The sequence below is a fragment of the Streptomyces sp. NPDC001858 genome, assembly GCF_053594615.1.
The window spans coordinates 1-19566 of the sequence record NZ_JBSFEV010000004.1 but is presented as its reverse complement, the minus strand read 5'-3'; the positions used below and the strand labels follow the sequence as shown (position 1 = coordinate 19566).

Genomic DNA, 19566 nt, shown 5'->3' with positions numbered 1-19566 from the left:
CCCCCGCGCGGACCGGACGGACGCGCCGCCGGACGCGCCGGACGCGCCGGACAGGGGTGCTCAGCCGGTGCGGGCCACCAACGCCGTGGCGATCGCCATCAGTCCCTCGTCCCGGCCCGGGAAGCCGAGCCCGTCCGTGGTCGCGCCCGAGACCGACACCGGGGCGCCCGCCGCCGCCGACAGGATCTGCTGCGCCTCGTCGCGGCGCTTGCCGATCTTGGGGCGGGGGCCGACGACCTGCACGGCGATGTTGCCGATGACGAAGCCGGCCGCGCGCACGATCCGGGCCGCCTCCGTGAGCAGCGTGACGCCCGACGCGCCGGACCACTCGGGGCGCCCGGTGCCGAAGTGCTGCCCCAGGTCACCGAGTCCGGCGGCGGAGAACAGCGCGTTGCAGGCGGCGTGCGCGACGACGTCCGCGTCGGAGTGCCCGGCCAGGCCGGGGCCCTGCCCTTCCCACTTCAGGCCCGCGCACCACAGCTCGCGGCCCTCCTCGAAGGCGTGGATGTCGGTGCCGATGCCGACCTGGGGCAGCGGGTACGGCTCAGAAGCCATCGTTGAGCCTCCTGCGGGCCAGGACCGCCTCCGCAAGGACCAGGTCCAGCGGGCGGGTGACCTTGAAGGCCTCCTCGTGACCGGGGACGACGACGACCGTCAGACCGAGCTGCTCCACCATGCTGGCGTCGTCGGTGACGTTGTCCGTGACCGTCTCGTGGGCGCGGATCAGCGTGGCCCGGTCGAAGCCCTGCGGGGTCTGCACGGCCCGCAGCCGGGCCCGCTCGGGAGTGGCCACGACCGGCTCGGGGTCGCCGGCGGTCGCGGCCGGTTCGACCTCCTTGACGGTGTCCGCGAGCGGCAGCGCCGGGACGACGGCCGGGGCGCCGTCGCGGACGGCCTCGATGACGGCGTCCACCGTGTCCACCGGGACGAGCGGCCGGGCGGCGTCGTGCACCAGCACGATGTCGTGGCCGGACGGCAGCGCGTCCAGGCCCAGCTTCACGGACTCCTGGCGGGTGTCGCCGCCGGGGACGACCAGGAAGTCGGTGCGGTCGGGCAGCGCGTGCGCGTCCAGCAGCGACTTCACCTCGGCCGTGCCGTCCGGCGGGGCCACGACGACCACCAGGGATACGGCGCGGGAGGCGGCGAGGGCGCGCACCGCGTGGATCAGCATGGGCGTTCCGCTCAGCGCGCGGAGCGCTTTGGGGGCGCCCGGACCGAGGCGGACACCCCGGCCGGCGGCCGGAATCACCGCGGCCGTGCGGGCGGACGCCGGGGAAGGACGTGAATCGTCAGACATCGGTTCCTGTCAGGTTTGTGTGCTCGGCCTACGTGGGTATGGCCTGGGAAGTGCCGGGCGCGACGCCTTGACCGGACCCTTCCGTGACGCACCGGTCGAGGCAGCAGCCGGGCCCGGCACAGCAGTACGGGGACCAGTATCGCCAGTATCGGGATCACCGGTATCGATCGGGGGAGCCACCTTCGCCCTTCGCCGCAGCAGGGCGCACGGCGGTCAGCGAGCATGAATATGCCGCAGCGCCCGGCGACGGGAAATACGTCATCGGGCACCGCGGCATTTCAGTGTTCTTCGTTCCTCAGTGTGCTGAGGCCGGTCTCGGGCAGAGGGCCGACTTCAGGACGCGAGAACCTCGTCGAGCAGGGCTTCTGCCTTGTCCTCGTTGGTGTTCTCCGCGAGAGCGAGCTCGCTCACCAGGATCTGGCGGGCCTTGGCGAGCATGCGCTTCTCACCGGCGGAGAGTCCGCGCTCGCGCTCACGACGCCACAGGTCACGCACGACTTCCGCGACCTTGATGACATCGCCGGAGGCGAGCTTCTCCAGATTTGCCTTGTAACGACGCGACCAGTTCGTGGGCTCCTCGGCGTACGGCGCGCGCAGCACCTCGAAGACCCGGTCCAGCCCGTCCTGACCGACCACATCACGCACGCCGACGAACTCCGCATTGTCCGCTGGCACACGTACCGTCAGGTCGCCCTGGGCGACCTTCAGCACCAAGTAGGTCTTGTCCACGCCTTTGATCTGGCGAGTTTCGATGGCCTCGATCAGCGCGGCCCCGTGATGGGGATAGACCACGGTGTCGCCAACCTTGAACGTCATGTGACAGGTACCCCTTCCGTGGCTATCCAGGGTAACACGGAAACTGCGGGTTCTGAATGGCGTTTTCGCAGGTCAGGGCATATCTCGGGGCTTGACAACTCTAACAGGAACGTGCTGCGCAGGGGCCGCGGAAGCAGGTATTCGCAGGTCGGAGCGGCTCTTCGAGGGGGGTGAAACGCGTACGTTACACACATCCGGAGCCCCGCCCGATCGGCCGAACGTCCACATATGTCCGCTTCCACGCGTGCGACTTCCGCTACTCCGTTCGGTGCGCGTGGCCGGATACGAGTCGTTTCCGGAATTGATCATCGACTGTTCGACCAGGCCCGTGATCAATTCCGCGGGCGATCTCTTATTCCTTCACGAAAATCCCTGAGCTGACCCTGAGCGGACGTCGAGCGCGCTTATGTGAATGGCGTACCGGCGGGAAGACGACAGGTGAAGCGAAAGTGACTCGTGGGTCGGTTGCGGTGGTCGGGGCGGGTGCCGCGGAAGAGCGGCCGACGCGTCCGTCGGGGCCCCGGTTCCCTCTAGAGGCGGGTCGGGTGCGGCGGCGCGGGAACGGCTCGGTAACCTAAGGCCGCTGACAGACCCTTAGAGCGGCTTTATCCAGAGAAAAGCCGCCCCGTGCGTTCAAGGAGTTGCCGCCGCCGTGAGCAGCAGCCTTCGACGCGGCGCCCTCGCCGCTTCCGCCATCGCGTTCTCGATCGCCTCGCTCGCCGCCTGCGGGGCCGGCAACGACTCCCAGACCCTGGAGATCAAGCCGGACAACGCCGCCACCAGCGTCGGCGACATCAAGCTGCAGAACGTCCTCGTCATCACCCAGCCGGACATGGAGTCGACCGGGCCCGCCGTCATCTCGGCGACCGTCTTCAACAGCGGCGACCACGCCCAGACGCTGGACTCCATCACCGTCGACGGCATCGACCAGCCCGCCGAGCTCAAGCCCGCCTCGGGCAGCGGCAAGCTGACCGTGCCGGCCGGCGGCTCGGTCGTCATCGGCGGCGCGAACAACGCGTCCGCGGTCCTGGAGAGCAGCAGCGAGGCCGTTCAGAACGGCGACGCGCAGAAGGTCACCTTCACCTTCAGCGAGACCGGCGAGGTCGACCTGCGCGCCTTCGTCGTCCCCGCCGAGAGCTACTTCTCGTCGTGGGGCCCGAGCGCGCCGGAGAGCGCCGCGGGCTCCTCGGAGTCGCCGTCCGGGGAGGCCTCGCCCTCCGACACCGCTGCCGCCGAGGGCGGCGCCCCCTCCGACACGGCCTCGCCGACCTCCTCGGACACAGCGGCGGCCGGCCACTGAGCCGTAGGCCCGCAGGACCGTATGTGTGAGGGGCGGCACCCTGCACAGGGTGCCGCCCCTCACACACATCTCCAACCGCTCCGGCTACGGCCTACAGCCACGCTTTGCGGCTTACGGCTTACGGCTTACGGCTTACGGCTCGAACTTGTAGCCCAGGCCGCGGACCGTGACCAGGTAGCGCGGGGCTCCCGGGTCGGGCTCGAGCCCCATCCCCGACGCACCCCTCGCACCGCTACGCGGGCCGCAGGGTGCTGCGCCGGACCCCGTCCGCCGACCCGAGCACGCCCCACTTCTACGGCTCGAACTTGTAACCCAAGCCGCGGACCGTGACCAGGTAGCGGGGGGCTCCCGGGTCGGGCTCGATCTTGGCGCGGAGGCGCTTCACGTGGACGTCCAGGGTCTTGGTGTCGCCCACGTAGTCGGCGCCCCAGACCCGGTCGATGAGCTGCATCCGGGTCAGCACGCGGCCCGCGTTGCGCAGCAGCATCTCCAGGAGGTCGAACTCCTTGAGGGGGAGGTCGACCTTGGAGCCGGAGACGGTGACGACGTGCCGGTCGACGTCCATGCGGACCGGGCCCGCCTCCAGGGCGGCCGGAGTCACCTCCTCCGGCTCGCCGCGGCGGCGCAGGACGGCCCGGATGCGGGCGACCAGCTCGCGGGAGGAGAAGGGCTTGGTGACGTAGTCGTCGGCTCCTATCTCCAGCCCGACGACCTTGTCGATCTCGCTGTCCTTGGCGGTCACCATGATCACGGGAACGTTGGAGCGGCCGCGCAGCTGGCGGCACACCTCCGTGCCGGGCAGACCCGGCAGCATCAGGTCGAGGAGGACGAGATCGGCGCCGTTGCGCTCGAACTCGTCCAGTCCGTCGGGCCCTGTGGTCGCGACGGCGACCTCGAAGCCCTCCTTGCGGAGCATGTAGGACAGGGCGTCGGAGAAGGACTCCTCGTCCTCGACGACGAGCACTCGGGTCACGGATGGACCTCCGGGGCGGAAAGCGTCTGGTACGCGGTCGGATCGGGGGAAGAGGCGCGGGGTGGTGCCTGGGGTGAGGGATGAGGAGAGGAGTGGGTGACCTCGTCGATGTCGTCGGCGTCCTCGACGTCGACCTCGTCCGGGTCCGGATGCTGCTGCGCGCGGTCGCGGGCCGGGGCCGCCTCCGGCAGCCGCAGGGTGAACGTGGAGCCCTGGTTCTCGGCGCTCCACACCGTGACCTCCCCGCCGTGCGAGGCGGCCACGTGCTTGACGATCGCCAGCCCGAGGCCGGTGCCTCCGGTGGCCCGGGAGCGGGCCGGGTCGACGCGGTAGAAGCGCTCGAAGATGCGCTCCTTGTCCTTGTCGGAGATGCCGATGCCCTGGTCGGTCACGGCGATCTCGATCAGGTCCCCGCCCGGCGCGGTGACCCGGCGGGCGGCTATCCCGACGCGGGTGCGGGCGGGCGAGTAGTTGACGGCGTTCTCGACCAGGTTGCCGAGGGCCGCGGCCAGCTGGCCCCGGTTGCCGAAGACCCGCAGGTCGGCGGTGCCGGCGGCGGCCATGGTGATCTGCTTGGCCCCCGCCTGGTGCCGGCAGCGGTCGACGGCCTCGGCGACGAGTTCGTCGATGCCGACCGGTTCGGCGTCCTCGAGGGGATCGTCGTTCTGGACCCTCGACAGGTCGATGAGCTCCTGGACCAGGCTGGTCAGCCGGGTGGCCTCGATCTGCATACGGCCGGCGAACCGCTCCACCGCCTCCGGATCGTCCGAGGCGTCCATGACGGCCTCGGAGAGGAGGGAGAGCGCGCCGACCGGCGTCTTCAGCTCATGGCTGACGTTCGCCACGAAGTCCCGCCGGACCGCCTCGATCCGTCGGGCCTCGGTGAGGTCCTCGACGAGCAGCAGCACGAGCCGGGAGCCCAGCGGGGCCACTCTGGCGGACACGGCGAGGGCCTCGCCGCGCCCGGTTCCGCGCCGGGGCAGATCCAGCTCGACCTGGCGTATCTCGCCGTCGCGCCTGGTGTCCCGGGCCATCTTCAGCATGGGCTCGACGCTGAGCCGGCCGCCGCGCACCAGCCCGAGGGCGTACGCGGCGGAGCTTGCCTTGACGACGGCGTCCACCTCGTCGAGCACGACGGCGGAGGAGCGAAGCACGGACAGGACGGTGTCCACACCCGGCGGAAGCACCGGGTCCGTGTGCAGGGAGGTGCGCGTGGGGCGCTTCTGCTCCCGCTCGCTCCAGCGGAACGCCAGCATGGCGATGACGCCGGTGAGCACCCCGGCGATCGCTGCCGCTGCGGCGACCGCCGCGTTCACGTCCATGCACCCAGGTTAGGCATGGCATCCGTCTTGGCCACAGCCATCGAGGTGCGAGCTCGAACACTCGTCGCCCAGAGTTCACCTTGGAGCCAGTGGTGGTTCATTTGAGGTGACGGAAATCGACGCGTACGGGGCGGAGCGTGGGACTGTGGGGTTCGCAGCACCGGTGACAAGGCCGGTCAGCACCGGTCCGGCGGCCGGTTCCGACCTGTTTTCGACCTGGTTCCGACCTGGTTCCGACTGGTTCCGATGGCCGGTTTCCGGCCATCGGAAGCGAACCCGAACCCGAACCAGAAGCCGAACCCGAAGCCGATAGCCGGACCCCAAGAACGACGTACGAGAGGGAACCCTGATGCGGGACGCGTACCACGAGGAACTGGACTCGATCGGCGACAGCCTGGTGGAGATGGCCCGGTTGGTCGGGTCGGCCATCGGACGCGCCACGACGGCCATTCTCGACGCCGACCTGAAGCTGGCCGAGAGCGTCATCGAGGCCGACAAGAAGGTCGACGAGCTGCAGCACGACCTGGAGGCGCGGGCGATAGCGCTGCTCGCGCGGCAGCAGCCGGTCGCGACCGACCTGCGGATAGTCGTCACATCGCTGCGAATGTCGGCCGACCTGGAGCGCTCGGGCGACCTCGCCCAGCACGTGGCGAAGCTGGCGCGGCTGCGCTTCCCGAACCGCGCGGTCCCGCACGACCTGCACGCCACGGTCCTGGAGATGGGCCAGCTCGCGCAGCGCCTGATGGCGAAGTCCGCGGAGTGCATCATCACCAAGGACGTCGACCTGGCGCTCCAGCTGGAGTCCGACGACGACGCCATGGACCTGCTGCACCGCACGCTCTTCCAGCACCTGATCGACGACCGCTGGAAGCACGGCATCGAGACGGCCGTCGACGTCACCCTGCTGGGCCGCTACTACGAGCGGTTCGCCGACCACGCGGTGGCCGTCGCCAAGCGCGTGGTCTTCCTGGTCACGGGCGAGCACGCGGACGAGCTCCAGCCCGACATCCAGCCGGACATCCAGACGTCGGCGGGGACGGGGACGGCGGCCGAGGGGGCCTGAAAAGGGCTCGAACCGTCTCCCGGGGGCGTGCGCGAGCCACTGTGCGCCGTTGATGCGCCCAGCGGAACGGGCATGGAATGGGCACAGGCCCTACGCCTCCGGGAGGAACCCATGGCCGAGTCCCCCATCGCTCCCACCCCCGACCCCACGCAGGAACGCCCGACCGAGCAGCCCGCCGAGATCAGGAGCCTGACCCTGATCGCCGCGTGCGGCTGCGGATCCGGGTGCGGCTGCGGATGTCAGTCGGGCGGTCCCTGCCAGTGCGGCTGAGGCCGCGCGAAGCGAACGTACGAGGCTGAAGGGCCCCGGTGCCGGTCACGGCGCCGGGGCCTTCGTCGTGCGGCGCCGCCGCCCCGGTCGCAGCAGGTGCCGGGCAGGGTGACCATGGACGTCGGGCTACGCGCACCGGCACCACCATCGGCACACCATCAGCACCGGCATCGGCATCGGGAGGCATCCGTGGCGCACACCGGAGCACCGACGTGACAGGCGCGACCGACGTACTGATCGTGGGGGCCGGTCCGGTCGGACTGAGTGCGGCAGCGGAGCTGCGTCGGCACGGGGTGCGCTGCCGGCTCGTCGACCGCCTGCCGGCCCGGCTTCCGTACGCGAAGGCGGTCGGCATCCAGCCGCGCACGCTGGAGATCTGGGACCGGATGGGTCTGGCCCGGTCGGTCCTGGAGGCGGCCTCGGTCCTGCGCGGCCAGCTGATCTACGTCAACGGCCGGGAGCAGGCGCGCATCGATCTCACCTTGCCGCCCGAGGTGCCCTACGAGTTCGCCGCGCTGCCGCAGTACGAGACCGAGCGCCTGCTGGAGGAGTACGTCGCCGGCTTCGGCACCTTCATCGAACGCGGCACCGAGCTCCTGGGGTTCACCCAGGACGACGACGGCGTCACCGCGCGCCTGCGCACCTCCTCCGGCGCGGAGGAGGAGTTCCGGACCGGCTATCTGATCGGCTGCGACGGAGCGCACAGCACCGTGCGCAAGGGGCTGGGCCTCAGTTACGAGGGGGCGGCCTTCGCCGAGGAGTACATGCTGGGCGACGTCGAGGCGGACTGGGACCTGCCCCACGGCTACGGCCTGCGCTCCCTGCACCGCACGGCCGACGGCGCCACCGACGACATCCTGGTCTGCATCCCCCTGCCCGGCGCGGGCCGCTACCGCATGTCGATGCTGGTCCCGCCGGAACTCTCGACAGCGAGGGCGAGGGGGGCGAGGGCGGGGGCGGGGGATGGCAACGGTGACGGTGACGGCGACGGCGTGGCCCACGGCCTGGAGGGCGACCGCGCCCCGGAACTCCACCATCTCCAGACGGTCGTGGACCGCCTGGCCCCCAAGCCCGCGCTGCTCTCCCGTCTCCGCTGGTCCTCCGTCTTCCGCATCAGCCACCGCATCGTGGACCGCTACTCCGACGGACGGGTCTTCGTCGCGGGCGACGCCGCCCACATCCATCCGCCCACCGGCGCCCAGGGCATGAACACCGGGATCCAGGACGCGTGCAACCTGGCCTGGAAGCTCGCGCTGGTCGTCAAGGGGGAGGCCGGGCCCGCTCTCCTCGCCACCTACGACGCGGAGCGCCGTCCGGTCGGCGAGGAGGTCGTCGGCCGTACCGTCCGGCACGCCACCCAGGGCATCGAAGCCGACCCCGACAACCCGCGCACCCTGCTGCTCCGCGAGGCCCAACTCCTCATCGACTACCGGAACGGCCCCCTGGCCACCGCCCCGCACGGCCCGCCCGACGCCCCCCAACCCGGCGACCGCGCCCCCGACTGCCCCGGTCTGACCACCCCCGCGGCCGCGTACCCCTGGCGCCTGCTGGACATCCTGCGCAACCGCCCGGACCACGTACTCCTCCTCTACGCGACCGACCCCACGGAGGCGGCGAAGGCCGCAACACAGGCACAGGCACAGGCACCCGGTATGCAGACGATCGTCATCCTGGCCCGGGAATCCACCCCGACACTCGCCGCCCCGGACACCCTGCCGGTCCCCGCCTACCGAGACACCGCAGCCGAATTCGCCCGCCTCTACCGCCCCGAGGGCCCCACCGGCTACATCCTCCGCCCAGACGGCCACCTGGCGTCCCGCTTCCCCCTCACCGCCACAACGAGTGCCGTCTCCGACTACATGACCACGTGGTCCCCGCCGAAGACTGCGCTTCGGCCGTGACCTAGCAGTCATAGCGGTGCGCGTAGGGCAGTTCGGGGCACCGGCGGCAGAGGAAGAGGTAGATGCCGCCCAGGTCGCCCATGGCCATGTCCAGGTCTGCTTCTCCGGTGATGCTGAGGAGGTGTTCCATGCGGTGACCGCGCCCGCAGACCGGCCAGTCGGGCGGCTGGTTCCAGGCCGGGTATCCACCGACCTTGTTCTGCAGCGCGCATGCCCACTGTGTGTACTCCAGCCCGAAGCGCTCTTCGAGTTCCTCGATGCGAGGCCGCGATGCCTGCCGGAGTTCCTCCGGGAAGTCCCAGTTCGGGTACTCCACCACCTGAGTCGGGGACACGGTGCACGGGTGGGGCAGGAAGTCCTCGTCGTACTCGCCCTGCCGCGGAGCGGGGATGTCCCGCAGCACTCCGCCGGCGAGAACCACCTCCTCGCTGCGCCAGTAGAGCCGCGGCAACGCGGCGCACGCCGGGTCCTGGGGGTGGATCAACGCACACCACACCAGCTGGAGCACGTCCGTGCCCGGTGGGAACTGCAGCTGGGGCACATCGCGCGCGAACAGCTGGACGACCGGCACCATCGGGGCCGTCCCGGCCGGACGCTTCTCGTTGGGCCAGGCCCAGTGCCCTGGTTGCCCGCAGTAGGGCCAGGGCTCGCCGGCGGGCCAGAGCATGGGGCCGCCCAGGGAACTCTCCCGGACACCGGGAGAGCCGCTCTTCGGCAACAGCAGCGTCGTCCGTCGTCCCAGAGCCGCAAGCTCGGGTATCAGGTCGTCCAGATCGACCGGCGGACCTGCAAAGCTCTGCGCCACGGGTGGGCCTCCTAGGATCAACGGCTTCCGGCACGTGGGCAAGCTACCTTTCCTCCGGAAACTACTGGGGAGTCCCTCCACGTCACAGTGCTGGACGGACTTGTCATCGGGGAGGGAACCCATGGACTCGACGGGCGACGCCATCGACTTGATCCACCTGGCCGACCGGCCGGGCACCAGCGGGCACAGCGTCTCCGTGCGCGTTCTGGGACGCTCCCAGCCCGGCAACCTGTTCGCCCACGACTTCCTCGAATGCGAGATCGTCATCGCGGCGGAGTCCCTCAACGCCATGTTCTCAGTGACCCTCCTCCCGGAAGATCTGGAGGACTGGGCGGAGGTCTTGGCGACCCTGGAGACCCGGCGATCCGCCATATGGCTCGATTCGGGGCGGACACCGTCGTTGAAGTTCAAGCCCGACGGCCACGACCGGATGTCGGTGTCGGCCCACGACGGACCCGCCTCAGGAGTCACTGTCACCGTCCCGCTGTTCGCACTTCCGACGGACTGGGTCGGCAAGCAGCGCGACCTGCTCACGCGGGTGTTGGAGGTCTACCCCCGCGAAGTCGTGGAAACGTCACCCGGCGCCTACGAGTGGCGCCGAACCAACAACACCTGACGACCCAGCCCCACCAAAAAGCCCCCGACCTGCCAAGAAACCGCAGGTCGGGGGCTTATCAGCGTCGCGTTACTTCTTCTTGCCCTGGGTCTTGCCGGAGATCTTGGTGAGCTGGGTTTTTGCTGGTCAGGGGCGGTGGACTCGCGCGCCTGGTGGTCGTCATTGGTTATCCTTGGGCGCTGTCGAGCAACCTCGGACGGCCCAGGGACGGCCCAGCTTCGCCCCACTCGACTGACGGCCGGCACCCCCGATACACCCCGTCTGAACCTCAGCCGACGACAGTCAGCCACGACGGCGGGTGCGCCGACCGACCACGCACGCGTATGCCTCGATGCACCCCCACCGGCCTCAGCCACGCTGCCATGCGTCGACCAGCGCAAGCCGCGTCGACCGATCCGTGACGACGATGCATGAGCCCTCAGCTTGGGAAGCTCGGGTCTCTTGGCCGCGGTTGCAGCGGTGACCTGCGGCGGAGCGATGTGGGAGTCTTGGTCGCATTCGGGGCAAGGTCCCGCTGTTCCCCGTGGTTCCCCGCAGGATGTGGCACGCGAATGGCACGGCACAACGCCGACGAACAGCGGCGGGCGAGTCTCCGCCCAAGTTCCTACGGGACGAAGAGGCCATCGCGCAAGGTGCCACGCATGCGCTTCCTCCGGCGGGACTTGCTCTGGTCGACGGCCGGACAGCGTGGCTCGGGCTGGCGGGGGTACAGCGAGGCACACGCGCGCCTGCACGGTCGGCTGATCCGCCATCGTGGCTGACTGTCGTCGGTTGAGGCTCAGACGCTCCCGGGCCCAGCTCCGCCAAGGGACGTTCACGGCGAAGGGGTTGTCGGCCCTGCGGGTCCCCGGATGTCAGGGACCAGCGGTGAGTGTCTAATTGCGTGCCGTCAAGGGCGACGGCGAGGGGCGGTATTCCAAGATCCTGCCCATGCTGAGCATCGACTCGGCGGTGGCGGTGAGGAAGCCTCGTGACCTCTGTCAGGACGGGCCTGAATGGGACGAGATCCGCCGCCATGGCCGTGGTCTTCTGGCGGGAGGACAAGATGGTGCAAAGTGATTAAAACTTGTCCTTGTAGCTGTGCGTGGCGATCTCCCAAGCTTTTTTCTCTGTGAACTCAGAAAAAACTGGAATGGGGGCTGAATCGCTCTGAGCGTAGCCGCTCGGAAGGCCGGCCAATTTTTCGTTTGCCTCGAGGATTTTGGAGACTTCCTCAGGGGAACTTGCGTGTGTCGTAGCCATGGTCGCCGCCGGTTCAAGTCTGTGGAAAAGCCGATGGCGGGTGCTGAAGAGACCTTCCCATCTCAGCCATTTTGGCCTGTAATCCCTCACCATGCAACCGGAGGATACGCCCCAGCCTGAGCAAAGTCAAGCATTATACCGTAGCGGGCTTGGATTGTCATCTGTTGGCCGCTGTCACTCCAACAGCTTCCACCGTTTGCGATAGTGCGTCCGGAGCCCATCAATAGGAATTATGCCCGAACTGGACGAAATACTCGAGTCTGGAACTTCGACGCAGATAACGTTCCGCTTGATGGATGAGCCGACGCGCTGGCGCTTGCGAGCTGTCGAGGAAATCGACTTTCCGAGCACCCTATTTTCTGAGCGGACACGAACAATCCATGTAAGCTCGCTAGGCAATGCCCTACGTTTCGATCCAGCACTTAATGTGCACTGGGCCGACCACAAAGCTGAAGCGTGGCTGCGACTCCCAGTCGGGAGCGTGCCCCGCAGGCCGCCGCTCGGATTTGAACTATCCATAGCGGATAAGCCCGCATATCGCGTGCATCGACACAAGAGCTCTGATTTGCAAGCCCGCTACTTGGCGCACCTAACGGTACTTCTACTGCAGCAAGGCCTAGCTCAGAAAGTCCCGATGAATGCCTCGGCCCTATTGGTCGACAGGAGGCTAGTTCGATTCTTCATGGCCATATTTGCCGTCGATCGCGAGCAGTGGTACCAAGCCAACTCCTTCTTCAAACATGATGTATTGAAGAACTACTTCCGGGCCGCTGGAATTGTTGGCGGTTGGATCCCTGCGACGGCTGAGATCTGGGAGCGACGGGACTCGCCAATCAGGGGCCTGCTCAATCAACTAGTCGGCATCACTTTCAACAAGCATAACCCGTCCCAGAATCCATTGATCGCTCTACCGCTCCTTAAGGAAATTCACGACTTCGACCTCGATGAAGTAACAGAATTCAATGATATCGCTCTCGGCTACTTGAGAAAACTTAAAAACTACCTGGGAGAGGTTTCAAGGCTGGCGGTCCATGCGCCTCCGGAGACATCAATATTGGCTTACAAGATACTGCTTCGCTACGCTCAGTATGGTGATTTTTGGGTTGTCATGAGTGACTGCCGGGTGCCCTTGGGGGAACCATTCACTATCAGGGTGCAAGAAAAGCGAGAAGTGGAATCCGGCAAGAGGAATATACTTAATGAGCCGGTTGTGTACAAGGATGCGCAGGTCAACCAAATCAGCTGCCGAATCACCACCGAAAATGTGGAATTTAATAAACGGTCCTTCGCCCTCTTGAGCGAAGACGGTTCCCGCAGGCTGAGCTCTTACCCAGAAGAGTTGTTCAAGAGTGAGGAATTGTTGGTACTTGCCTCTGCTGATCCGAAGAGGGATAGGCGAATCCGGGTCCGCGTCAAGCTCCGCCCTACTCATCTGGTGCGCCTGCTTCAGCGGATAGTTCTAGGTTCCATCCTTGCCACCTGGATGACTGTGGTCGCATATGGATTTAACTGGATCCACTGGCTTACGGCCGGCAATCTTTCGCTCTTGTTGCTTCCAACCACATTTGCCGGGTCCCTGTTGCTGGTTAAGGAGTCGTCACAGCTAGGCGCTACCCTCATGAGACGGTTGCGCTGTTGGATTGCGGTGCTCTTGGCTGTGCTGTGGGGGACAGTGCTATTGCTTTACATAGCGAACCGTCCTTTGGTTCGGCAGCCTCAGCCAGAACCTTCCGTTAGCGAAACCGCGACTCCGACACAAATAATGACTGATTCACCTAAGCCATGAAGACGGATGAAGACGGGCTGGCTACCCGCGGTACAGCTCCGTGAGTCCTGGTTGGAACCGGAATGAAATGCGGGCCTCCCTCGCCGAGGGCAAAGCTTTCTGGGTGTACCGAGATGTACTTACGGCTGGGTTACTGCACACCCGTTAAGGAGAGAGGTTGGAGAGTGCGGGCGTTGACCTGAAGCTTCGATACCTGGTCAGACTGCCGAGAACTCGACCGCGCGACACCCCGTTAACCATGGCTGCCCCCCATCTGGCATGGCGGTGGCCGAACCTCGGCCGACGACAGTCAGCTACGACGGCGGGTGCGTCGACCAATCACGCACGCGTATGCCTCGCTGCACCCCCACTGGCCTCGGCCACGCTACCGGCTTGTGCCGTCGACCAGAGGAAGTAGTGGCGGCTGGCCCGTGACGACGATGGAGGGTCCGCAGAATGCTGCGATCAGTGAGACAGGTTAAATCCGTTTTGCCAGGAGCGGGCGGATCGGATCCCACATTTCATTGACATCGTCGGCATACGCATAGGCCCACGTTGTGATGAATGCTCGCTGGACCAGCTCTTCACTTAGAAAGTCCAAATCTTCTCCGATTTGGCGAAAAATATTGTGACGGTCGCCGTTAGTGTATGACCTCTGCACTACCGACTGTCGCACTTGTTCTTGCATGAAGCTATCCAAATGCAATGAGATCGTCAGTTTGCCCAAAAGGGTTGGAATCTCCTTTAGGCCCGTCAAGATGCGATCGATAATCAGCTCTTCTGGGTCACTTTCCCCAGGAATGAAAGACAAGTCCGAAAAAAATTGGGGTTCATTTTCTGGCGCAGAGATTGTTACTCGCTTCGGCGCGAATCCGTCCTCTTTCCTCTTGTCTCCGTCCAGTAGGGCAACTGCAAAGAACCTGCGTGCCGGGCTAGCGTTATGGAATCGGGTGTGATCTCTCGCAGGCGCAGCGCCACCGAGCTTGTGGATCTCAATCCCAGAGCGATCAAGGCCATGCTTCTGGCAGTAAGCGCGCAAGGTAATGTCGGCGACAATTTCGTCGAATCGATCTTCGGTGAATACTGCAACTCGGGCGTTGATTTGCCCCGTCAATGCCCGCAACGAGGCAATGTCCAGCTTTCCCTGCTTCACTTCCCCTTTGTACGCGACCCATACGGCCTCGTTTGGAAGAGGCATAAGAGCATCGTTGGAATGGGTAGTAAAAATTACCTGGATAGACTTCCGCTTGGCGACCCCAATAAAGTATTCGACAAGTCGACGCGTCGCGACAGGGTGGAGTCCGTTTTCAATCTCTTCCACGAGGATCAATGCGTGATTCTGTGCCGCTTCGATCTGGGACACGATTCGAATTACGCTGGCCTCGCCCGCGCCGAAGTGGAATTCGGAGTATCCGGCGGTTTCGTCAGTGGCCTGGGAGGCGAAGATGGAGAGACCCCCTTCGCCTGAATTTACGCGGAGATACGCGGCGGCGTCCTTGCCGAGGATTGCTTCCACCGCCTGAATCACCGGGGCTGTCAGTTGGTCTTCGGAGAATCCCTGGAAGCCAGATCCGATGAATCGGGAAAGTTCCTTTCGTTCGCTAGCCGGTAGGGTCCTGCTTACGCCGAAAATCAAAACATCACGATCGACTGCATCGCGATTCCATTTCGCCTTGAGGTAGCTTGCAGTCCGACTGATGGTGGTGCTGCTCATTTCGCGCTTGTCAAGGATTTCGTATTCAACCTTCCAGTTCTTCATGCTCTCGTCGTACTTACCACTCTTGGCAAAGAAACGTCGTGGGACTACGCCTTGATGAATCAAGGCTGCCGCCCCCAGAATTGTGGTCTTTCCGGAGCCATTTGGCCCCACAAGAGCTGTTACCGGAAAGTCGAAATTAATTTCGCGATTTTCGAATCCGCGGAGCTTCACGAGGCGAACACGCCGGAGGTATTTGTCGTATGCTCGCTTGTTTACTCGCGAGAAGAGTGCCATAATGTCACTGTTGCGGATTTCGCTTTTCACTCGCGCCCCTCCAGTTTGCCTCTCAATGGCACCGCTAGCATACGAGACCGCCCCAGTTGTGACATACCGTTTCTCTGACGTCAGGCTGGCTGTTTGCTGTGTGCGCGGCACGGGCGCCGGCAGGGCTGGAGCGGGGCGCAGACAGGAGCGCAGGCCCGGCCGGGGGTCGGGCCGCGCGCGGGGAGCGGAGCGAGCCGCCTTGAACCAGTAGAGAAAGTTGTAACTCAGTCGGTCGCGCGGGGCCTGTCCGGTCCCGGGAGATGCTTGACACTTCGATCCCAGCTGATGGTTGACGGTGGCCGTGATCGGCTTTGCTGTGCACGTCGTTGCGGCGTGTGGCAGGAGGCCGGGATTGGCTCTGGTGGAGTTGTCGGTTGTCGAGCAGAGATACCGGGCTGTGCTTGCGGTCCTGGCGGGGGCGACGGTGACGGAGGTCGCCGCCCGGCTCGGTGTGTCGCGGCAGACGGTCAGTGGGTGGAAGTCGCGGTATGCCGTCTCGGGTCTGGCCGGCCTGGCTGACCGGTCGCGCAGGCCGGTTTCGTGTCCGCATCAGGCTTCTGCCGAGGTGGAGGCGGCGGTGTGTGAGCTGCGGCGTGAGCATCCACGGTGGGGCCCGCGGCGGATCGCTCATGTGCTGGAGCGTTCCGGGGCGGTGGCGCCGGTGCCGTCTCGGATGACGGTGTATCGGATCTTGGTCCGTCACGGGCTGGTGGAGTCGGGGGTTCGGCGCCGGAAGCGGTCGGATTACAAGCGCTGGCAGCGGGACAGGCCGATGCAGCTGTGGCAGATGGACATCGTCGGTGGGGTGATGCTTGTCGACCCGGTGACGGGTGAGTTGTCCGAGGTCAAGGTCGTGACGGGTGTGGATGATCATTCCCGGTACTGCGTGATCGCGTCGGTGGTCGAGCGGGCGACCGGGCGGGCGGTGTGTGCGGCGTTCGCTGGGGCTTTGCAGGCGTTCGGGGTGCCGGAGGAGGTGCTGACCGACAACGGCAAGCAGTTCACCGACCGGTTCGGGCACGGTGGTGAGGTGTTGTTCGACCGGATCTGCCGGGAGAACGGGATCGCGCACCGGCTGACGCAGCCGGCGTCGCCGACCACGACGGGCAAGGTGGAGCGGTTCCATCAGACGCTGCGGCGTGAACTCCTCGACGACTGCGGCGCGTTCGAGAGCATCCAGGCGGCTCGGACGGCGCTGGACGCGTGGGTTCAGGAATACAACTCCGTGCGTCCGCATCAGGCGCTGGACATGCAGTCCCCCGCGGACCGGTTCGCCCCGGTTCCTGAGTCGGAGCGGGATGTGCTGGGGCTGCGAGTGCCTGGGGTGCTTGCGCTGGTGCCGCAGCAGCGGGCGGCTCCTGCCGCGGTGCCGGATCCGGCCGATGCGGCGCCTGCCCCTCTGCCCGAGGTGGCGCAGGTGGAGGAGGGCGGGTCGGTGGAGTTCGAGCGGGTGGTGCCGGCGAGTGGGAATCTGCAGGTTGCGGGCAAGCAGTTCTGGCTCGGGCCGGCCCGCTCGGGGCTGACGGTTACGTTCTGGGCCGACACCGCGGTGATCCATGTGCTGGTCGCGGGGACGCGGATCAAGACCGTGCGCTCGCACCTGTCCGTCTCTGATCTGGCGGTGCTGGCGGCCCGGGGAGGACGTGCGGCGGGGCCGGCCCCGCTGCCTGTCGGTGACGGGGCGGCGTTCGAGGTGGACCGGGTGGTGAACAACAGCGGGCTGGTGGGCCTGGGCGGGCACCAGGTGCTGGCGGCGGAGATTCTCGGCGGCCGCCAGGTGGGCGTCCGGATCGAGGGTGAGACGCTGTCGTTTTTCGACCTGTCCTCGCGGGAGCTGCTGCGGGTGCGGCCCAACCCGCTCAGCTCCGACGCGATCCAGCGTCTGCGCGGTCTGCGGCCCGCAGGCCCGCCGCCCAGGCCGAGCGTGGAGCCGGTGCGGGTGCAGCGGCGGGTCAGCGCTGTGGGCACGATCATGGTCTGCCGCCAGAGCGTCTCCCTTGGCCGCCCCTATGCAGGCCAGACGGTGACCGTGCACGTGTCTGAGACGACCATCACCGTCGAGCTGGACGGCCAGGTCCGGGTTATCCGGCGCACCACCGACATCCCCGTCCGCCACGTGAAGGCGAACAAGCCCTACAAGGTTTCCGATGTTGTCTAGGCCCACCGTCAAGCATCACCTGGGACCAAAACGTCAGCCATCACCTGGGACTAGACACGGTCGCGCGGGGCCTGTGAGGCTTGAAGTCGTGAGCGCACGGCGGAAGTTGCCTGCCCTGACGGTGTGCCATCGGCAGGAAGAGCGCTGGTCGGACCGTCCATGTGATGCGGGTGCTGACGTGGGTGATGGATACCGTCCAGGGCTCCCGGCGCAAGAGGGCTCGTCTCGTGTCGATGCGGTCGTCGTGGAGCCGCGTCCACGCTTCTTGGGAGGCTGCCGTGTCGAGGGCCGGTGAGATGGTGCGCAGGATCGTCGCCACCCAGTTGTTCGCCTCGACCGCCGAGTAGGCGTCGAAGGATCCGAAGAGTGCCGGCGGATGCTGCCCGCCGAGCTTCTCCGTCCAGCACTCGCACCAGAACCCGTTCCTGGTCGTCGTCCTCAGCATGGGTGGCCTCCTCGGCGTACGTCCGTGAAGAGCTCCGCGGTGACCGTGTGACCGCCGTCGCTGTCGTGGATCACGACCCGATGGGCGATCGCGCTGACCATGCCGAGGCCCCGGCCGTGTTCGGCGTCCTGGTCCTGGTGCTCGGCCTTGGGTGCCGTGCCGGTGCCTCCGTCGTCCGTCACCGAGACCGCGACCACCTGCGCCGAGACGGCTACGGCCAGGTGGAAGCTTCCGGACTCCAGGCCGCTGGCCGTATGGAGGATCGCGTTCGCGCTCAGCTCGCTCACGATCAGTTCGGCGTCTTCGGCAAAAGGGGAGCCGCGCAGGATGTCGCGCGTCCAGCGCCGGGCCCGGCTGACCTCTTCCGGGAAACCTGGGCAAGACAGTCCCCAGACCCGGGCAGTACTCGTATACTCGTGCATACAAGTTCCTTCATGCTGGTAGGCCGCCATGTGCAGCGGGTTCGGACTAGACGAGTTTCACGCCGTCGTGGGCGCGAATGGCCGGCGGGGATGCCGCGTCCAATGCGTCGATGACGCGGATCGCGTACGCCTCGTCGGCGAGTTCGGAGACTTCTTCACGGGTGACCCACCGCAGGGCGCGGGTCTCGTCGCCGGTCGTCGGCGTGCCGTCGGCCGCTTCGCACCGGAAGACCAGCGAGACGATCAGGCCCGTCATGTTCTTGTAGACGCCCGTGAGGGTCGCGGGAAGTGTGATCTTGACGCCGGTCTCTTCGAGGACCTCGCGCTGAAGGGCTTCGGGGATGGACTCCTCACGTTCGAGGATTCCGCCCGGCGGTTCCCAGTGACCGTTGTCGCGGCGCTGGATCAGGAGGGCCCGGCCCTGGTCGTCGACGACGACCCCGGCCACGCTCACGGAGTGCGGGCGTTCTGTGCTCACGTTCCTCGGCCCTCTCGGATGGCTAGGCTCTCCACCGTAGCAACAACACTCGCCCACTCGTCTAGATACCTAAAGGAGTACACGTGAGCCCTCTGTCTTCGGGCCTGCTCGGTGATCTCGACCCCACGAGCGATCGTGCGGTCTTTCGCCAGATCGCCGACCAGCTGCGTGAGGCCATCGACCGTGGGCGATTCCGGGAGGGGGAGAAGCTCCCCTCTGAGGCCGAGCTCGTCGACCACTACGGGGTCTCCCGCATGACGGTCAGGAACTCCTTCTCCATCCTCCAGGGCGAGGGCCTGGTGCACGCCGAGCACGGCAAGGGCGTCTTCGTCCGACCGCGCCCGCCCGTGCGACGGCTCGCGTCGGACCGGTTCGCCCGGCGGCACCGAGAGCAGGGGAAGTCCGCGTTCATCGTCGAAGCCGATGCCGTCGGCAGCCACCCCAAGGTCGACAGCCTCGAGGTCAAGGAGGAGAAAGCCAGTCAGGACATCTCCACCCGCCTCGGGTCCGTGCGGCGGGTCCTGGCACGTCGGCGCCGCTATCTCCTCGACGGGCGTCCGGTCGAGTTCGCCACGTCCTACCTGCCGCTCGACATCGCCCGCGGTACGCAGATCGCCGAACCCAACCCCGGTCCCGGCGGCATTTACGCCCGACTCGAAGAGCTGGGGCA

General features: G+C 66.5%; 17 protein-coding genes. 7 read left to right on the top strand and 10 right to left on the bottom strand.

Going from position 1 to position 19566, the window contains the following annotated elements; translation table 11 throughout:
• Nucleotides 1–60: 60 nt before the first annotated feature.
• The 3 genes from ispF to ACWCPF_RS06775 all read right to left on the bottom strand — a co-directional run bounded on the left by ispF (nucleotide 61) and on the right by ACWCPF_RS06775 (nucleotide 2113).
• Nucleotides 61–555, bottom strand: coding sequence for a 2-C-methyl-D-erythritol 2,4-cyclodiphosphate synthase (gene ispF / locus ACWCPF_RS06785; protein ID WP_451043888.1), 495 nt, complete (start codon nucleotides 553–555; stop codon nucleotides 61–63).
• Nucleotides 545–1297 carry a 2-C-methyl-D-erythritol 4-phosphate cytidylyltransferase gene (ispD, locus tag ACWCPF_RS06780; RefSeq protein WP_451043887.1) on the bottom strand — a complete coding sequence of 251 codons (753 nt, stop codon included), beginning with the start codon at nucleotides 1295–1297 and terminating at the stop codon, nucleotides 545–547. The genes ispF and ispD overlap by 11 nt, the downstream gene beginning before the upstream one ends.
• 333 nt (nucleotides 1298–1630) lie before the next feature.
• Nucleotides 1631–2113, bottom strand: a complete 483-nt coding sequence (locus ACWCPF_RS06775) for a CarD family transcriptional regulator (protein WP_003953493.1) — start codon at nucleotides 2111–2113, stop codon at nucleotides 1631–1633.
• 652 nt (nucleotides 2114–2765) lie between these two features.
• Between ACWCPF_RS06775 and ACWCPF_RS06770 the strand changes: the two genes are divergently transcribed.
• The gene (locus ACWCPF_RS06770; protein WP_451043886.1) at nucleotides 2766–3413 is read left to right on the top strand and encodes a DUF461 domain-containing protein; all 648 of its coding nucleotides are present in this window, start codon (nucleotides 2766–2768) and stop codon (nucleotides 3411–3413) included.
• Between the two features lie 292 nt (nucleotides 3414–3705).
• Here ACWCPF_RS06770 and ACWCPF_RS06765 read toward each other — a convergent pair whose 3' ends face one another.
• On the bottom strand, nucleotides 3706–4386 hold the full coding sequence (locus ACWCPF_RS06765) for a response regulator transcription factor (protein ID WP_015659563.1): 681 nt from the start codon (nucleotides 4384–4386) through the stop codon (nucleotides 3706–3708).
• Nucleotides 4383–5708, bottom strand: a complete 1326-nt coding sequence (locus ACWCPF_RS06760) for a sensor histidine kinase (protein ID WP_451043885.1) — start codon at nucleotides 5706–5708, stop codon at nucleotides 4383–4385. The genes ACWCPF_RS06765 and ACWCPF_RS06760 overlap by 4 nt, the downstream gene beginning before the upstream one ends.
• Before the next feature lie 349 nt (nucleotides 5709–6057).
• On the opposite strand from ACWCPF_RS06760, the gene phoU reads away from it, so the two are divergent.
• A complete protein-coding gene (gene phoU / locus ACWCPF_RS06755) occupies nucleotides 6058–6771 on the top strand; it encodes a phosphate signaling complex protein PhoU (protein WP_451043884.1) in 714 nt (237 codons plus the stop codon).
• A gap of 482 nt (nucleotides 6772–7253) precedes the next feature.
• The gene (locus tag ACWCPF_RS06750; protein ID WP_451043883.1) at nucleotides 7254–8942 is read left to right on the top strand and encodes an FAD-dependent monooxygenase; all 1689 of its coding nucleotides are present in this window, start codon (nucleotides 7254–7256) and stop codon (nucleotides 8940–8942) included.
• Between the two features lies 1 nt (nucleotide 8943).
• Here the strand turns inward: ACWCPF_RS06750 and ACWCPF_RS06745 are convergent, their stop codons facing one another.
• The gene (locus ACWCPF_RS06745) at nucleotides 8944–9747 is read right to left on the bottom strand and encodes a DUF1963 domain-containing protein (protein ID WP_451043882.1); all 804 of its coding nucleotides are present in this window, start codon (nucleotides 9745–9747) and stop codon (nucleotides 8944–8946) included.
• Nucleotides 9748–9868: 121 nt separating this feature from the next.
• Between ACWCPF_RS06745 and ACWCPF_RS06740 the strand changes: the two genes are divergently transcribed.
• Together ACWCPF_RS06740 and ACWCPF_RS06735 are read left to right on the top strand one after the other, a co-directional pair.
• Complete coding sequence (locus ACWCPF_RS06740) at nucleotides 9869–10363, top strand: DUF5959 family protein (RefSeq protein ID WP_451043881.1); 495 nt, start codon at nucleotides 9869–9871, stop codon at nucleotides 10361–10363.
• A gap of 1474 nt (nucleotides 10364–11837) precedes the next feature.
• Nucleotides 11838–13391 carry a hypothetical protein gene (locus ACWCPF_RS06735; protein ID WP_451043880.1) on the top strand — a complete coding sequence of 518 codons (1554 nt, stop codon included), beginning with the start codon at nucleotides 11838–11840 and terminating at the stop codon, nucleotides 13389–13391.
• 457 nt (nucleotides 13392–13848) lie between these two features.
• Here ACWCPF_RS06735 and ACWCPF_RS06730 read toward each other — a convergent pair whose 3' ends face one another.
• Nucleotides 13849–15393, bottom strand: coding sequence for an ATP-dependent nuclease (locus ACWCPF_RS06730; RefSeq protein WP_451043879.1), 1545 nt, complete (start codon nucleotides 15391–15393; stop codon nucleotides 13849–13851).
• A 352-nt stretch (nucleotides 15394–15745) separates the two neighbouring features.
• On the opposite strand from ACWCPF_RS06730, the gene ACWCPF_RS06725 reads away from it, so the two are divergent.
• Nucleotides 15746–17551, top strand: coding sequence for an IS481 family transposase (locus tag ACWCPF_RS06725; RefSeq protein WP_451043878.1), 1806 nt, complete (start codon nucleotides 15746–15748; stop codon nucleotides 17549–17551).
• 40 nt (nucleotides 17552–17591) lie between these two features.
• Here the strand turns inward: ACWCPF_RS06725 and ACWCPF_RS06720 are convergent, their stop codons facing one another.
• Genes ACWCPF_RS06720 through ACWCPF_RS06710 form a run of 3 tightly spaced genes read right to left on the bottom strand, consistent with a single transcriptional unit; the run spans nucleotide 17592 to nucleotide 18872 of the window.
• Nucleotides 17592–17996 (bottom strand): hypothetical protein, encoded by a 405-nt coding sequence (locus tag ACWCPF_RS06720; RefSeq protein WP_451043877.1) that lies wholly within the window; start codon nucleotides 17994–17996, stop codon nucleotides 17592–17594.
• The gene (locus ACWCPF_RS06715; RefSeq protein WP_451043876.1) at nucleotides 17990–18418 is read right to left on the bottom strand and encodes an ATP-binding protein; all 429 of its coding nucleotides are present in this window, start codon (nucleotides 18416–18418) and stop codon (nucleotides 17990–17992) included. The genes ACWCPF_RS06720 and ACWCPF_RS06715 overlap by 7 nt, the downstream gene beginning before the upstream one ends.
• A gap of 46 nt (nucleotides 18419–18464) precedes the next feature.
• Nucleotides 18465–18872 carry an NUDIX hydrolase gene (locus ACWCPF_RS06710; protein ID WP_451044223.1) on the bottom strand — a complete coding sequence of 136 codons (408 nt, stop codon included), beginning with the start codon at nucleotides 18870–18872 and terminating at the stop codon, nucleotides 18465–18467.
• Between the two features lie 107 nt (nucleotides 18873–18979).
• Here ACWCPF_RS06710 and ACWCPF_RS06705 point away from each other — a divergent pair.
• Nucleotides 18980–19566, top strand: a 587-nt coding sequence (locus ACWCPF_RS06705) for a GntR family transcriptional regulator (protein ID WP_451043875.1), incomplete at its 3' end; no start/stop codon positions are given.

What these genes read in the sequence shown, in the direction of transcription:
- ispF (WP_451043888.1), bottom strand. Translation starts at nt 555, where the DNA reads ATGGCTTCTGAGCCGTACCCGCTGCCCCAGGTCGGCATCGGCACCGAC.
- ispD (WP_451043887.1), bottom strand. Translation starts at nt 1,297, where the DNA reads ATGTCTGACGATTCACGTCCTTCCCCGGCGTCCGCCCGCACGGCCGCG.
- ACWCPF_RS06775 (WP_003953493.1), bottom strand. Translation starts at nt 2,113, where the DNA reads ATGACGTTCAAGGTTGGCGACACCGTGGTCTATCCCCATCACGGGGCC.
- ACWCPF_RS06760 (WP_451043885.1), bottom strand. Translation starts at nt 5,708, where the DNA reads ATGGACGTGAACGCGGCGGTCGCCGCAGCGGCAGCGATCGCCGGGGTG.
- phoU (WP_451043884.1), top strand. Translation starts at nt 6,058, where the DNA reads ATGCGGGACGCGTACCACGAGGAACTGGACTCGATCGGCGACAGCCTG.
- ACWCPF_RS06740 (WP_451043881.1), top strand. Translation starts at nt 9,869, where the DNA reads ATGGACTCGACGGGCGACGCCATCGACTTGATCCACCTGGCCGACCGG.
- ACWCPF_RS06735 (WP_451043880.1), top strand. Translation starts at nt 11,838, where the DNA reads ATGCCCGAACTGGACGAAATACTCGAGTCTGGAACTTCGACGCAGATA.
- ACWCPF_RS06720 (WP_451043877.1), bottom strand. Translation starts at nt 17,996, where the DNA reads ATGCTGAGGACGACGACCAGGAACGGGTTCTGGTGCGAGTGCTGGACG.
- ACWCPF_RS06715 (WP_451043876.1), bottom strand. Translation starts at nt 18,418, where the DNA reads ATGCACGAGTATACGAGTACTGCCCGGGTCTGGGGACTGTCTTGCCCA.